This is a genomic window from Sphingomonas sp. Leaf198 (genome assembly GCF_001424005.1).
Taxonomy (GTDB): Bacteria; Pseudomonadota; Alphaproteobacteria; order Sphingomonadales; family Sphingomonadaceae; genus Sphingomonas.
In genome coordinates this window covers 1,070,139-1,083,355 of the sequence record NZ_LMPX01000001.1, presented here as the reverse complement: position 1 = coordinate 1,083,355, position 13,217 = coordinate 1,070,139, and the positions used below count along the sequence as shown (strand labels likewise).

At 65.9% G+C, this 13,217-nt stretch carries 10 protein-coding genes; 2 read left to right on the top strand and 8 right to left on the bottom strand.

All coding sequences use genetic code 11. From position 1 onward, the window contains the following. Positions 1 to 161 precede the first annotated feature (161 nt). From ASG20_RS04905 to paoA, 4 genes are all read right to left on the bottom strand, one after another. Positions 162 to 1,121 (bottom strand): NAD(P)H-dependent flavin oxidoreductase, encoded by a 960-nt coding sequence (locus tag ASG20_RS04905; RefSeq protein ID WP_056049259.1) that lies wholly within the window; start codon positions 1,119 to 1,121, stop codon positions 162 to 164. 91 nt (positions 1,122 to 1,212) lie between these two features. Beyond that, on the bottom strand, positions 1,213 to 3,405 hold the full coding sequence (gene paoC / locus ASG20_RS04900) for an aldehyde oxidoreductase molybdenum-binding subunit PaoC (protein ID WP_056049256.1): 2,193 nt from the start codon (positions 3,403 to 3,405) through the stop codon (positions 1,213 to 1,215). A gap of 5 nt (positions 3,406 to 3,410) precedes the next feature. Further along, positions 3,411 to 4,361, bottom strand: coding sequence for an FAD binding domain-containing protein (locus tag ASG20_RS04895; protein ID WP_056049253.1), 951 nt, complete (start codon positions 4,359 to 4,361; stop codon positions 3,411 to 3,413). Then, positions 4,358 to 5,002 (bottom strand): aldehyde dehydrogenase iron-sulfur subunit PaoA, encoded by a 645-nt coding sequence (gene paoA, locus ASG20_RS04890; protein WP_056049249.1) that lies wholly within the window; start codon positions 5,000 to 5,002, stop codon positions 4,358 to 4,360. The genes ASG20_RS04895 and paoA overlap by 4 nt, the downstream gene beginning before the upstream one ends. A 108-nt stretch (positions 5,003 to 5,110) precedes the next feature. Here paoA and ASG20_RS04885 point away from each other — a divergent pair, with 108 nt between their 5' ends. Next, positions 5,111 to 5,311 carry a hypothetical protein gene (locus ASG20_RS04885; protein WP_056049247.1) on the top strand — a complete coding sequence of 67 codons (201 nt, stop codon included), beginning with the start codon at positions 5,111 to 5,113 and terminating at the stop codon, positions 5,309 to 5,311. A gap of 169 nt (positions 5,312 to 5,480) precedes the next feature. On the opposite strand, the gene ASG20_RS04880 is transcribed toward ASG20_RS04885, so the two are convergent. Further along, entirely contained in the window at positions 5,481 to 6,896 is a 1,416-nt protein-coding gene (locus ASG20_RS04880) for a dihydrolipoyl dehydrogenase (RefSeq protein WP_056049243.1), read from the bottom strand. Between the two features lie 103 nt (positions 6,897 to 6,999). Here ASG20_RS04880 and ASG20_RS04875 point away from each other — a divergent pair, with 103 nt between their 5' ends. Next, positions 7,000 to 7,626, top strand: a complete 627-nt coding sequence (locus ASG20_RS04875) for a glutathione S-transferase family protein (protein WP_056049239.1) — start codon at positions 7,000 to 7,002, stop codon at positions 7,624 to 7,626. Between the two features lie 48 nt (positions 7,627 to 7,674). Here ASG20_RS04875 and ASG20_RS04870 read toward each other — a convergent pair whose 3' ends face one another. Genes ASG20_RS04870 through ASG20_RS04860 form a run of 3 tightly spaced genes read right to left on the bottom strand, consistent with a single transcriptional unit; the run spans position 7,675 to position 13,207 of the window. Next, positions 7,675 to 9,753: a glycoside hydrolase family 97 protein gene (locus tag ASG20_RS04870; RefSeq protein ID WP_082470729.1), complete on the bottom strand. Its 2,079-nt coding sequence runs from the start codon at positions 9,751 to 9,753 to the stop codon at positions 7,675 to 7,677. A gap of 2 nt (positions 9,754 to 9,755) precedes the next feature. Then, a complete protein-coding gene (locus ASG20_RS04865) occupies positions 9,756 to 11,390 on the bottom strand; it encodes an alpha-glucosidase family protein (protein ID WP_056049236.1) in 1,635 nt (544 codons plus the stop codon). Continuing rightward, entirely contained in the window at positions 11,390 to 13,207 is a 1,818-nt protein-coding gene (locus tag ASG20_RS04860; protein ID WP_056049232.1) for an alpha-amylase family glycosyl hydrolase, read from the bottom strand. The genes ASG20_RS04865 and ASG20_RS04860 overlap by 1 nt, the downstream gene beginning before the upstream one ends. Between the last annotated feature and the right edge of the window lie 10 nt (positions 13,208 to 13,217).

Sequence of the window (13,217 nt, the reverse complement as noted above, 5' to 3'; positions counted from 1 at the left end):
GGCCCGGCCATGCACGAGAGCCCCAGACGATCTTACCTCCGCTTGTGCGGCTAGATCAGCCCTTCGTGCGCCATCGCCATCGCTGCCGGGCGCTCCATGTTTTCAGATCGACCTTCTCATGGTCGAACGATGGCGCGAATACGCCGCCACGTTGGTCTAGCTCAGACACCGATGCGGACGCGCGCCGCGCGGTATTCGCGTTCGAGGCGATCGACCCGGTCGGCGACGCTCTCGACTTCGGTGACTGCGCCGATGCCCTGGCCCGAGCCCCAGATGTCGCGCCACGCCTTGGGCTTCGATCCGTTGCCGCCGCCGAAGTCCATCGTCTTGAGATCACCCTCTGGCAGCGCGTCCGGGTCCATGCCCGCCGCGACGATCGAGGCGCGGAGGTAGTTGCCGTGCACGCCGGTGAACAGGTTCGAATAGACGATATCGGACGCTTTGCCCGCGACGATACCGTCCTTGTACGCTTGGTCCGCATTGGCCTCGGTAGTCGCGATGAACGGCGAGCCGATATAGCCGAAGTCCGCGCCCATCGCCTGTGCCGCCAGCACCGCGTCGCCAGTCGCGATCGAGCCCGACAGCGCGAGCGGGCCGTCGAACCACTGGCGGATTTCCTGGATGATCGCGAACGGCGACAGGCGGCCGGCATGGCCACCCGCACCGGCGGCAACGGCGATCAGGCCGTCGGCGCCCTTCTCGATGGCCTTGCGCGCGAACCGGTCGTCGATCACGTCGTGGAGCGTGATGCCGCCCCAGCCATGCACCGCGGTGTTGAGGTCCTCACGCGCGCCGAGCGAGGTGATGACGATCGGCACCTGCCACTTCGCGCACGTCGCGAGGTCGCTCTCGAGCCGGTCATTGGATTTGTGGACGATCTGGTTGACCGCGAACGGCGCCGCTGGCCGATCCGGGTTGGCGCGGTTGTGTGCGCTGAGTTCCTCGGTAATCCGGTGCAGCCACTCGTCGAGCATCGCCTGTGGGCGCGCGTTGAGCGCGGGGAACGAGCCGACGATGCCCGCCTTGCACTGCGCGATCACCAGCTCGGGGCCGGAAATGATGAACAGCGGCGAGCCGATGACGGGCAGGCGCAGGTTTTTTAGAATAGCGGGTACGGTCATGCCAGTTTCCTAGCGCAACCCATTCGCCCACGCCAGACCCGGTTTTACCCTCCACCCCGACCGGCGATGCGGCGGGGTGGAGGGCAGGGTATCAGGCCATCTTGCCAATGACCTTGTCGAGCGTCAGCGGGTATTCGCGGATGCGGACGCCGCACGCATTGTAGACCGCGTTGGCGATCGCCGCACCGACGCCGCACAGCCCGAGTTCGCCGATCCCCTTGGCCTTCATCGGCGAGGACTTCTCGTCGAGTTCGTCCATGAAGAACACGTCCTGCATCGGAATGTCGGCGTGCGCGGGCACGTGATATTCAGCGAGGTCGTGGTTGACGAAATAGCCGAACCGCGTGTCGACGACCGCGTCTTCCATAAGCGCCGCACCGACGCCCATCGTCATCGCGCCGATCACCTGGCTGCGGGCTGATTTCGGGTTGAGGATGCGGCCCGCGGCGAACGCACCGCTCATTCGACGGACTCGGATCTCGCCGGTCGCCGAGTCGACGCCGACCTCAACGAAATGCGCGCCGAACGTCGCCTGCGCATACGTCTTGGTCAGATCGCCGAACTCAATCGAGTCCTCGGCGGAAAGGCCGGCATCGCCTGCGGCTTCCGAAAGCGAGACGCTGCGGTTGCCAGATTTAACCTTGCCGTCCTCGAACACGACGTCGGTCGAGTTGAAGCCGAGTTTTTGAGCGACCCGCTCACGCAACGCCATGCATGCCGCATAGACACCCGCGGTCGCGCTGTTGCCGCCCCACTGGCCGCCCGAACCCGACGAGGCCGGGAAGCTGCTGTCGCCGAGCAGGACGATGACCTTGTCCATCGGTACGCCGATCATCTCGGCCGCGGTCTGCGCGATGATCGTGTAGCTGCCGGTGCCGATGTCGGTCATGTCGGTGGCGACGGTCACGACACCCCTCTTGTCGATCCCGACGCGCGCGCCCGACTTCATCGTGACGTTGTCGCGGAACGCCGATGCCATGCCCATGCCGACCAGCCAGCGGCCGTCGCGGACCTGCCCCGGAACCGGGTTGCGCTTGTTCCAGCCGAAGCGTTCGGCGCCGGTCTTCAGGCAGCCGACGAGATCACGCTGCGAGAACTGGCGCGACGGCTTTTCCGGATCGACCTGCGTATCGTTGACGATCCGCAACTGGACCGGGTCCATCTTCAGCTTCTCGGCAAGCTCGTCCATCGCCGCTTCGAGCGCGAGCAGGCCGACGGCCTCGCCCGGCGCACGCATCGCGTTGCCCTCGGGGAGATCGAGCACGGCGAGACGCGTCGCGGTCATGCGGTTCGCACCGGCGTAGAGCAGGCGGGTCGCATTCGGTGCGGTCTCCGGTCCGCCGCCGGGCAGATCGCCCGACCAGCTCTCATGCGCGATCGCGGTGATCTTGCCGTCCTTCTGCGCACCGATGCGCAGGCGCTGAATCGTCGCCGGGCGATGCGTCGTATTGTTCATCACCTGCGGACGCGCGAGCGCGAGCTTGACCGGACGTCCGCCGATCGCGCGCGAGCCAAGCGCCGCCATCACTGCGTCGCTGCGAACCCACAGCTTCGAGCCAAACCCGCCGCCGACATAGGGCGACATCACGTGGATGCTTTCCTTCGGCAGGAGCAGCGTCTCGCTCATGTCGCCAACCGCCCAGGCGATCATCTGGTTCGACGTCCAGAGCGTGAGCTTGCCGTCCTTCCACGCCGCGGTGGTGGAGTGTGGCTCCATCATCGAATGGCTCTGATCGGGAGTCGTGTAACGCTCGTCGACCTTCACCGCCGCCTTGGCGAATGCGCCCGCGAAATCGCCGACGGCGGTGTCGGGGTTGCCGCTTTTGGGCTTGGTCGCCGAGCCCTGCGATGCGGCGAGATCGAAATTGCCCTTGGCCCGCGCGTAATTGACGCGGAGCAGCTTGGTGGCGGCGCGCGCCTGCTCGAACGTTTCGGCGACGACGACCGCGACGGCCTGGTCGTAATGCTGGACCTCGGGCCCGGCGAGCATCCGCGCGGTGTGGTTCTTCGCCTTGCCGAGCTTGCCGGCATTTTCATAGGTGACGACGGCCAGCACGCCCGGCGCAGCCTTCGCGTCGGCCGTGTCGATGCTCTCGATCCGGCCCTTGGCGATCGCCGCGCCGAGGATGTAGCCATAGGCGGCATTCGGCGCGACATCGTTGCGCTCATAGGCGTAGTGCGCGGTGCCGGTGGTCTTGAGCTTGCCGTCGACGCGGTCGAGCGGCTTGCCGAGCACCTTCATGCGGTCGGTCGGGTTCGCCGTGGCGGGGGTATCGAACTTCATGGCGATCAGGCCTTTGCGTCGTCGAACACGGCGCCGATGGTGCGTTCGACCAACGGCAGCTTGAACGCGTTCTGGGAGGTGGTGCGGGCGCCGGCGAGGACCGCGGCTGCGGTCGCCTTGGCGCCATTGGGCATCTGCGCCTCGGCGGCTTCGACGCGCCACGGCTTGTGCGCGAGACCCCCGAAGGCGAGGCGCCCGCGACCGCCGGGCTGGATCACGGCGGCAACCGAGATCAGCGCGAACGCGTAGGACGCCCGGTCACGGACCTTCTGGTAGATGTGCGTACCGCCGATCGGCTTGGGCAGCGTCACAGCCGTGATCAGTTCGCCGGGCGCGAGTGACGTCTCGATGTTCGGCGTCGCGCCGGGAAGACGGTGGAAGTCAGCGATCGGGATCGCGCGCGTCTTTCCAGCGGCGTTGACCGTCTCGACCGTCGCGTCGAGCACGCGCATCGCAACCGCCATGTCGCTCGGGTGCGTCGCGATGCACGCGTCGCTCGTGCCCATGACCGCGAGGTTGCGGTTGAATCCGCCGATCGCGGCGCAACCGCTGCCGGGCTGACGCTTGTTGCAGGGCTTGGTGGTGTCGTAGAAATACGGGCACCGTGTCCGCTGGAGCAGGTTGCCTGCGGTCGTCGCCTTGTTGCGTAGCTGGCCCGACGCGCCGGACACCAGCGCGCGGCTGAGCACACCGTAATCCTTCCGCACGCGCGCATCAGCGGCAAGGTCGGTGTTGCGGACGAGCGCGCCGACGCGGAGGCCGCCCTCGGCGGTCGGCGTGATCTTGTCGAGGCCGAGGCCGTTGACGTCGATCAGATGCTGCGGCGTTTCGATCTGGAGCTTCATCAGGTCGAGCAGGTTGGTGCCGCCTGCGATGAACTTCGCGCCCGGCGTGCGGACTGCGGCGCTGGCGGCTTCCTTGGCCGAAGCGGCACGCTCGTAGGTGAAGGCCTTCATGCGCTGCGCTCCGTACCCGCGACGTCGTGGATCGCGTCGATGATGTTCGCATAGGCACCGCAGCGGCAGATGTTGCCGCTCATCCGCTCGCGCAGCTCGTCGGTGGTGACGGCGGGCTTTGCGGCGATGTCGCCGGTGACATGGCTGGGGATGCCCGCCTTGATCTCGCCGAGGGTTGCGACCGCCGAGCAGATCTGGCCGGGGGTGCAATAGCCGCACTGATAGCCGTCGTGCTTGACGAACGCCGCCTGCATCGCGTGCAGCTTCTCGGGCGTGCCGAGACCCTCGATCGTCGTGATCTCCTCGCCTTCGTGCATGACGGCGAGCGTCAGGCAGCTGTTGATACGGCGACCCTCGACGATGACCGTGCATGCACCGCACTGGCCGTGATCGCAGCCCTTCTTGGTGCCGGTGAGCTTCAAATTCTCACGCAGCGCGTCGAGCAGCGTGGTGCGCGTATCGACGTTCAGCTTGGTGGTACGTCCGTTGACCTTGAGCGTGACCGGCATGGTCGGCGGGGCCGATTGCGTCGTGCCCTGCGTCTGCGCCTGTGCAACGGGTGCTGCTGCCAACGTGGCCGACGCGACACCACCGGCGATCACGCCACGGCGTGACACCGGAAAACATTCATCCTGATGCATATAAACCCCTGTATATGTTGGCCTAACGGGTGAAGCGCGGCAAAGTTGCGCTACTAGGCATTTGGTTCCGTGAATTTTGCGTCACGGAGGTTTGGGTAGGGCATTGAAATGCGGACAATTTCTTCCGGCGTGTCGGTCCGGCTGTATCATCTAGACGACAGCGGCGAGGGCGGGGCGGCGACGACTCTGTTCTATGGGCCGCTCGGGGAAGCGCTCGCGATTGCCGCACAGCAGGAGGAGGACGTCCAGACGGGGCTGTATCTCGCCACCGAGAACGACGTCGTCGCGTATCTTGATCTGGAGGAATAGGACGCCAAGCGACCGACCTCTTATTGCGATGCGCCACCTCGATAGCGCCACCCCGGCGAAGGCCGGGGCCCAATTGGAAAGCTGGCCGTAACGAAGCGTTGCCAGCCGTTACTAAGCGCTCCCAATTGGGCCCCGGCCTTCGCCGGGGTGGTATTTGTGTTCAGATGCTTCAAGTTCCCGGCGTGAACCCATCATCCCGATCCGGCGGGGTGGGCGCATGCACTTCGGCGCAGATCGAGCGCAGCGCGCCCTTCATCCCCTCCTCGAACGTCGGATGATAAATCGGCAGGTCGAGCACCTCGGTCGCGGTCCAGCCGCTCTGGATCGCCCAGGCGATCAGGTGCGCGCTGTGCTCGACCGCCGGCCCCGCCATCGTCGCGCCGATCAACCGGCCATCGCGACGATCCGCATAGAAGCGCACCAGCCCCGCATTGCACGCCTCGACCTTCGCGCGGCCCTGATCGTCGTACGACGCGGTGCCGATCACGCTGTCGGCATCGTCGTCGTTGGCGATCTTGCCGATGACCGCGACGTTGGGGTGCGTGAAGGTGATCGCGAACGGCACCGTCCGCTTGCCCGGCGTTACTTCGGGATAGCTTGCCGCGTTGCGCCCGGCGATCGTTCCCTCGGCCGACGCTTCGTGCAGCACCGCGCGGTCATGGTCGGCATCGCCGGCGATGAAGATCGGCGCAGTGCCGCACTGCATCGTCTCGCGGTCGAAGTCCGGCATGCCGTGGTCATCGAGCGCAAGACCCGTCGTCTCCAGCGCGATATCTTTCACCTGAGGCGGCCGTCCGGTCGCGACGAGCAGATAGTCGAAACGTCGTTCGCCCGACGCCGACCCGGTCCAGGCCAGCTTGACGCCGTCGCCATCCGGCTCGACCGTGAGCTTGACGCCGAGCAAAATCGGCATCTCGCGCGACAGGATCGCATGATACGCTTCGGCGACGTGAGGATCCTTAAGCCCGCCGATCGTCTCGCCGGTGTCGAACACCATCGTCTCGACGCCCAGCCGCGCCATCGCCTGCGCCAGTTCGAGCCCCAGAGCGCCGGCACCGATGACACCGAGCGATTTGGGCAGATCCTCCAGTTCGAAAATGCTCTCGTTGGTCAGCACCCGGTCGCGCACCGCGTCGAACATCGCGGGGTTCGCAGGGCTCGATCCGGTCGCGATCACCACGGACTTCGCGTGGACCTCGCGGCCGTCGCTGAGCGAGAGGATCGTCGCACCCGCAAATTTTGCCCGCGCCTTGATCTTCACCTGGTCGGGCAGCTTGTCGATCGACTTTTCGACGCCAGCGACGAATGCATCGCGCTCTTTCCGCACGCGCGCCATCACCGCGACGCCATCGACTTTGCCCGACGCCTCGATCCCGAACACCGACGCGTGCTCGACCGCATGCATCGCATTTCCCGCCGCGATCAACAGCTTCGACGGCATGCATCCCACGCTCGCGCAGGTCGTTCCGCCAAAGCCTTCGTCGATCAGCAGCGTGCTGGCGCCGTTGCGGCGCGCGCTGCGCTCGGCGGCGAGGCCGGCGGTCCCGGCACCGATGATCGCCACGTCGCAGGTCAGCTTGGTCATAAGGCTCTCCGTTGCCGGAGAATTCCGGGGGCCGCGACCGAGGAAACCTTCGATGCCGCCCAGCCGTTCCGCGGTGCAGCACATTCCTAGTCGAAGGACGCTTATGTTAACGCTCCACCACCTGAACTACTCGCGCTCGATCCGCGTGCTGTGGTTGCTCGAAGAGCTCGGCATCGAATACGACCTCGTCAAATACGAGCGTGACGAGAATTTTCGCGCACCGGCCGCGCTGAAGGCGATCCACCCGCTTGGCAAGGCACCGGTGCTGGTCGACGGCGACCTGACGCTCGCCGAGAGCGCGCCGATCCTGTCGTACATCGACGCGCGGTACGGCGACCGCCGCTTCTCGCCGCCGATCGACAGCGATGCCGCCGCCGTGCACGACGAGTGGCTGCAATATGTCGAAAGCTCGGCGGCGCTGCCGATCATGATGACGATGTTCGGCAAGCGGATGGGCGGCCTGCCCGAAGGCCTGACCAAGTTCACCGGCCCCGAGGTGACCAGGACGCTCGACTATATCGGCGCAGGCGTCGGCGACGGCCCGTATCTGATGGGCGAGCAGCTGATGCTGGCGGATATCCAGATGTGCTACATGCTGGCGATCGCCGAAAGCACAGGCCTGCTGAAGGAACATCCCGACGTCGCCGCGTATCTCGACCGCCTGCGCGCGCGACCGGCGTTCATCGCCGCGACCGAGATCGGTGGACCCTTGATGGCGCCGCGACGCTGAACGATCCCGGGTCGGTCCGTCGCGAGACGGGGCGACCCGGATACAGACTCACCGCGCCTTGAAGCGGATCGCCTCACCGCCACCCGGGGCGAGCGGCAGCGTCAGCGCGTCGCCCTTGCGGACTGTCTTCGTCTCGATCGTGATCGCATGGCGCGCATCGGTCTTGTAGTCCGCGTTCGGACCGTCGCGGTAAATCTGCGCGGCGTAGCTCTTGCCGGCGTCGAGGAAATCGAGCGAGACCGTCAGCGTCCGCGGGTTTTCGTCGGTGACGCTGCCGAGATACCAGTCGTTCGACTTGCGGTCCTTCCGCGCGAAGGTGACGTAGTCGCCGACTTCGCCGTTCAGCACGCGCGTGTCGGACCAGTCGGTCGGCACGTCCTTGATGAACTGGAACGCGGCTGGATACTTCGCATAGTTCTCGGGCGTATCCGCGGCCATCACAACCGGCGAGTACAGCACGACGTACAGCGCGAGCTGCTTGGCGATCGTCGACAGGATGTCGCTGTTGTCGGATCCCTTGAGGCTCAGCACGCCGGGCGTGAAGTCCATCGGCCCTTCGAGCATCCGCGTGAAGGCGAGGTTGGCCTCATGCTCGGGCGGGTTCTTGCCGGCCCAGCTGTTATATTCCATGCCCCGCGAACCCTCTCGCGCGATCCAGTTGGGATAGGTGCGGCGCAGGCCCGTGTCCTTGACCGGCTCGTGGCTGTCGATGGCGACCTTGTACTTTGCCGCCGTAGTGACGACACGGGTATAGTGGTTCACCATCCACTGGCCCTCGTGCCATTCGCGGTGCTGCGAGCCATCGGGATCGACGCGTTCGATCTGCCCGGCGTCGGTGACGTAGCCGGTCTTGACCGCCGGGATGCCGTGATCGCGCGCGTAGCCGAACGACCGGTCGAGCTGGCTGTCGTAATGGCTCGCGGAGCCGCCGGTCTCGTTATGGCCGATCAGGTACACGCCCTTGGCTTTCGCGTATTTGGCGAGGACGTTCGCGTCGAAATCGGGGGTCGGCGTGTCGAACTGCATCGCGTTGCCGTCGCCGAACCAGTCGCCGTCCCAGCCGACGTTCCAGCCCTCGACCAGCACACCTGGGATCTTGTTGGCGCTGGCGAAATCGATGTAGCTCTTCACATGCGCAGTGGTGGCGCCGTGCTGCGGACCGGTCGCCCAGCTCCATTTGCCCGTGATCATGTTCCACCACACGCCGACGAACTTGCCGGGCCTGACCCAGCTGACGTCGCCGAGTTTGTTGGGCTCGTTGAGGTTCAATTCGAGGTGGCTCATGTAAAGGCCGGGCGCATCGTCCGACAGGATCAGCGTCCGCCACGGCGTCGCGAACGGCCCGGTCCGTGTGACTTTTGGCGCGCCGGCGCCGGGGGTGAGGACCGCCTTCAACGTGTTGCCCTCGACCTTGGCGACGTTCATCCCGGCATAGTCTGTCAGCGCCGCCTCGTGCAGCGCGACATGCGTGCCGCTGGCGAGCTTCATCGTGATCGGCGTGGCGGCGGTGCCGACGCCGGTCAGCGGCGTGCGGTTGTACAGATACTCCTCGCGGTTCCACTCGAACGCCGGTTTCCACCACGCGGTCGCGTCTTCGGCGAACGCGAACTGGGTCAGTTCCTCGGCGATGTTGATCGTCTTGAAATTGGGCTGTTCGGGGAATTCATAGCGGAAGCCGACGCCGTCGTCCTGCAGTCGGAACACGACATCGATCGCGCGCTTCAGGCGATCGGTCTCGACCAGGCGGACGCGCATCTCGGTGTGGTCGTCGCGGATCGACTTCCACTCGCCCCAGGGCTGCGTCCAGGTCGAGTCCGCCTTGTTGCGGGCGATGCTCTCGATCTTGAGGTGGCGGTCGAACTTCGGCGCGTCGGTGAATAGGAAGCCGAGCCGCGACGGGCTGACGATCAGCTCGCCCTTGCGGGTGATGCTGTAGCTCGCCTTGCCCTCGCCGTCGGTCGCCACGGTGACGACGATGCTGCCGTCGGGCGAGGTTGCGATCGCGTTCGGGATCGTCGGCGCGGGCTGCGGCTTGATCGTCTCGTTGGAGGTCGGGGCAGGGGCAGCGTCCTGCGCGAAGGCTGGCGTTGCGATCAGCGCGGCGGAGAGCAGAAGGAGGGTCTTCATGATCAAGCGATCCTTTCGGCGACGAGTGCCGCGTATGAGCCGAGGGTCCAGCCCTCTACGATGTTGACGGTATCGCGCACGCGCCAGCCGTCGGGCTGGGCAGGGCGCCATTCGGTGGGGTCGGCGGCCATGTTGAACACGCAGAGCATCGTCTCGCCATCGGCATGACGTTCGAACGCGAGCACGGAAGAGGATACCTCGACCAAAGTCAGGTCGCCGATCGCCAGCGCGGGGCTCGCCTTGCGCAATGCGAGCAGGCGACGGGTAAAGTGGAGCAGCGAGTGCGGGTCGCCTTCCTGACGATCGACCGCGAGCGCGGCATGATCGCCGCCGACCGGCAGCCACGGCGTCGCATCCGAGAAGCCGGCGTTGCGCGCGTCGGCGATCCACGGCATCGGCGTTCGTGCTCCGTCGCGCGACAGAGTCAGCGGCCAGTTGGCGATGGCTTCGGGATCCTGAAGCAGGTCGAATGGCACCTCGACCTGGGTCAGGCCGAGTTCCTCGCCGTAATACAGGAAGATGTTGCCGCGCAGGCAGACGAGCAGCAGCATCTTCATCCGCGCGAACGCGTCGCGATTGTTGATGTCGACCCAGCGCGAGACGGCGCGCGGCGCGTCGTGATTCTCGAACGCCCAGCTCGGCCAGCCGAGATCGGCGTCGGCGGGCCAAAGCAGGATCGCGTCCGCCACGGTCTTCGGATCGAGCGCGGACGCGTAGAGGAAGTCGAAGCCGTACGCGCTGTTCAACCGGGTGTTGCCCCGTGTGAACAGCTTCATCTCGCGGTCGCTGTCCGCACCGCCGACCTCAGCCACTGTGAAACGGTCGCCGTATCCATCGATCAGCCGCCGCAGCCGTTCGAGGAACAGCGGGATGTCCGGATGGCTCTGGTTGTGGACATGCGCCTGGTAGTCGAACGGCCGCGTCTTCAGGCTGTTGTCGCTGGCCGGCGGGTTATCGGTCAGCGCCGGATCGTGCATCGTGAAGTTGATCGCATCGAGCCGGAAGCCATCGACCCCGCGATCGAGCCAGAACTTCGCGGTGTCCACGATCTCGTCCTGGACGTCGGCGTCGTGGACGTGAAGCTGCGGCTGCTCCTTCAAGAAATTGTGCAGGTAATATTGCCGACGCCGCGCGTCCCACGTCCAGGCGGGGCCGCCGAACACCGACTGCCAGTTCGACGGCGGGCTGCCATCGGGCTTGGCGTCGGCCCAGACGTACCAGTTCGCCTTGGGATTGGTGCGCGACGAGCGGCTCTCGACGAACCACGGGTGTTCGTCCGACGTGTGGCTGTAGACCTGGTCGATGATGATCTTCAGCCCGAGCGCATGGGCGCGGGCGATCAGCGCATCGAAATCGGCGAGCGTGCCGAAGATCGGATCGACATCGCGGCAGTTCGCAACGTCGTAGCCGAAGTCCTTCATCGGCGATGTGAAGAAAGGCGAGAGCCATACCGCATCGACGCCGAGGCTGGCGACATAGTCGAGATGGCGGGTGATGCCGGGCAGGTCGCCGATCCCGTCGTCGTTCGAATCGGCGAAACTGCGCGGATAGATCTGGTAGATCGTCGCGCCCTTCCACCACGGGCGGTCCTGGGCGTGGTGATCGGCGGTAACCGGCAACAAGGCAGTGTCAGGCATCAACGAATCTCCGCGGCGCAGACGGCATAGCCGAACGCAGGCAGCGTCATCATGACACTGCCGGGCGCGGCCGCGCGGGATGCGCAGGTGCCGGCGAGCGTGGTGAAGCGGGGCGAGCCGGTCTCGACCTGCACCGGCTGCGTGAGCGGCTTGGCAGACGTGTTGAACGCCAGCAGGATTTCCGCACCGGTGGTCGGGTCGAAGCGTGAGACCGCGAACAAGCCCGGCGTTTCGCTCCGGCTGCGGATCAGCGTGCGACCGCGCGTCAGGGCGGGGTGCGTGATGCGGACCTTCGACAGGGCCGCGATCTCGCGAAACAGCGGGTTCGTCTCGCCGAAGCTTTCGGTCTCGGTCGTCTTGGTCGTGCCGAGCAGGCGGTTGTCGTTGTAGCTGGCGACCTTCGACGCGAACATGTCCTCGCGTGCGTCCTGGTCGTTGCCGTCGCCGACGAAGCCCTGTTCGTCGCCCGAATAGATCGTCGGCACGCCGCGCAGCGTCAGCAGTATCGCGTTCGACAGCAGGACGCGTTTGAGCACCTCGTCGTCGGACGCCTTCGGAAACGCCTTCCGGACGAACGTCGCGAAGCGGCCGTCGTCGTGATTGCCGGTGAAGGTCGGCAGGATCGCCGCGGTGTCGACGCCCTTCGCGTACAACACGTCGCCATCGAGCAACGCCTCGAACGCGTCGGTCCCACGCGTACCGGCGACGGTCTCCACCACCGCCTGGCGGAACGCAAAGTCGAGTACCGCGGGCAGCTTGTCGACGATCGTGTGCTGCGCGAGCACCGCGGGGCGAACCTCGTGATCGGAGACCTCGCCGAAGATGTGGAAGTTGGGGATGCCGTTCGCCTGCGCGCGCGTCAGCATCGCGGGCACGAACTGCGCCCAGAATTCGGGGTTCACGTGGCGCGCGGTATCGATCCGGAAGCCGTCGACCTTGAACCGGTCGATCCACGATCCGAAGATATCGATCATCCCGCTGACGACGCGCGGGTTCTCGGTCATCACGTCGTCGAGACCCGAGAAGTCGCCCATCGTCGAGCTCTCGTTCGTGAAGGTCGAGTCACCGCGGTTGTGGTAGTAGATCGGGTCGTTGAGCCATGCCGGCACCTTCACCGTCCGCTCGGCGGCGGGCACGTACGGCGTGTAGGCGTAGGTCGGGTCGGTTAGCTTGCTGAAGTTCGCCGCGGTCTCGACGCCGTCACCGACGAACCCGCCGTTGATCGCCTTGCCACCAAGACCGCGCTTGCGCTGGTACGGATACGCCGCGCGGTCGCGGTACGGGCAAGGCACGCCGACCGAGCATTCGCGGTACTGAATCACGTCCGCGGTGTGGTTGATGATGATGTCCATATACACCTTCATCCCGCGCGCGTGCGCGGCGTCGACGAACGCGGTCATGTCGGCGTTGGTGCCGAGATGCGGGTCGACCTGCGTGAAGTCAGTGATCCAGTAGCCGTGATAGCCCGCGGACTCGTGGCCCGGCGAACCCTGCACCGCCTTGTTCTTGAAGATCGGCCCAAGCCAGATCGCGGTCGCGCCGAGATGCTGGATATAGTCGAGCCGCCCGGTCAGCCCCTTAAGATCGCCGCCATGATAGAAGCCCTTGGCGGTCGGATCATAGCCCGTCTTCAGCCGATCGCCCGCGATCCCGCCGCGATCGTTGCTCGGATCGGCATTTTCGAACCGGTCGGGCAGGACGAAGTAGATCACCTCGTCCTGCGGCAGGCGCGCGCGATAGTCGGCTTTCGCACTTTGCGCCGCCACGGAAATCGCGGTGGCGCACAGCAGCGCGGAGAGGATCAGCGACTTGATCATGGAGCGTCCT

Bases quoted from the DNA above. Each gene is read 5' to 3' on its own strand.
- ASG20_RS04905 (WP_056049259.1), bottom strand. From the start codon at position 1,121: ATGACCGTACCCGCTATTCTAAAAAACCTGCGCCTGCCCGTCATCGGC.
- paoC (WP_056049256.1), bottom strand. From the start codon at position 3,405: ATGAAGTTCGATACCCCCGCCACGGCGAACCCGACCGACCGCATGAAG.
- ASG20_RS04895 (WP_056049253.1), bottom strand. From the start codon at position 4,361: ATGAAGGCCTTCACCTACGAGCGTGCCGCTTCGGCCAAGGAAGCCGCC.
- paoA (WP_056049249.1), bottom strand. From the start codon at position 5,002: ATGCATCAGGATGAATGTTTTCCGGTGTCACGCCGTGGCGTGATCGCC.
- ASG20_RS04885 (WP_056049247.1), top strand. From the start codon at position 5,111: ATGCGGACAATTTCTTCCGGCGTGTCGGTCCGGCTGTATCATCTAGAC.
- ASG20_RS04880 (WP_056049243.1), bottom strand. From the start codon at position 6,896: ATGACCAAGCTGACCTGCGACGTGGCGATCATCGGTGCCGGGACCGCC.
- ASG20_RS04875 (WP_056049239.1), top strand. From the start codon at position 7,000: ATGTTAACGCTCCACCACCTGAACTACTCGCGCTCGATCCGCGTGCTG.
- ASG20_RS04870 (WP_082470729.1), bottom strand. From the start codon at position 9,753: ATGAAGACCCTCCTTCTGCTCTCCGCCGCGCTGATCGCAACGCCAGCC.
- ASG20_RS04865 (WP_056049236.1), bottom strand. From the start codon at position 11,390: ATGCCTGACACTGCCTTGTTGCCGGTTACCGCCGATCACCACGCCCAG.
- ASG20_RS04860 (WP_056049232.1), bottom strand. From the start codon at position 13,207: ATGATCAAGTCGCTGATCCTCTCCGCGCTGCTGTGCGCCACCGCGATT.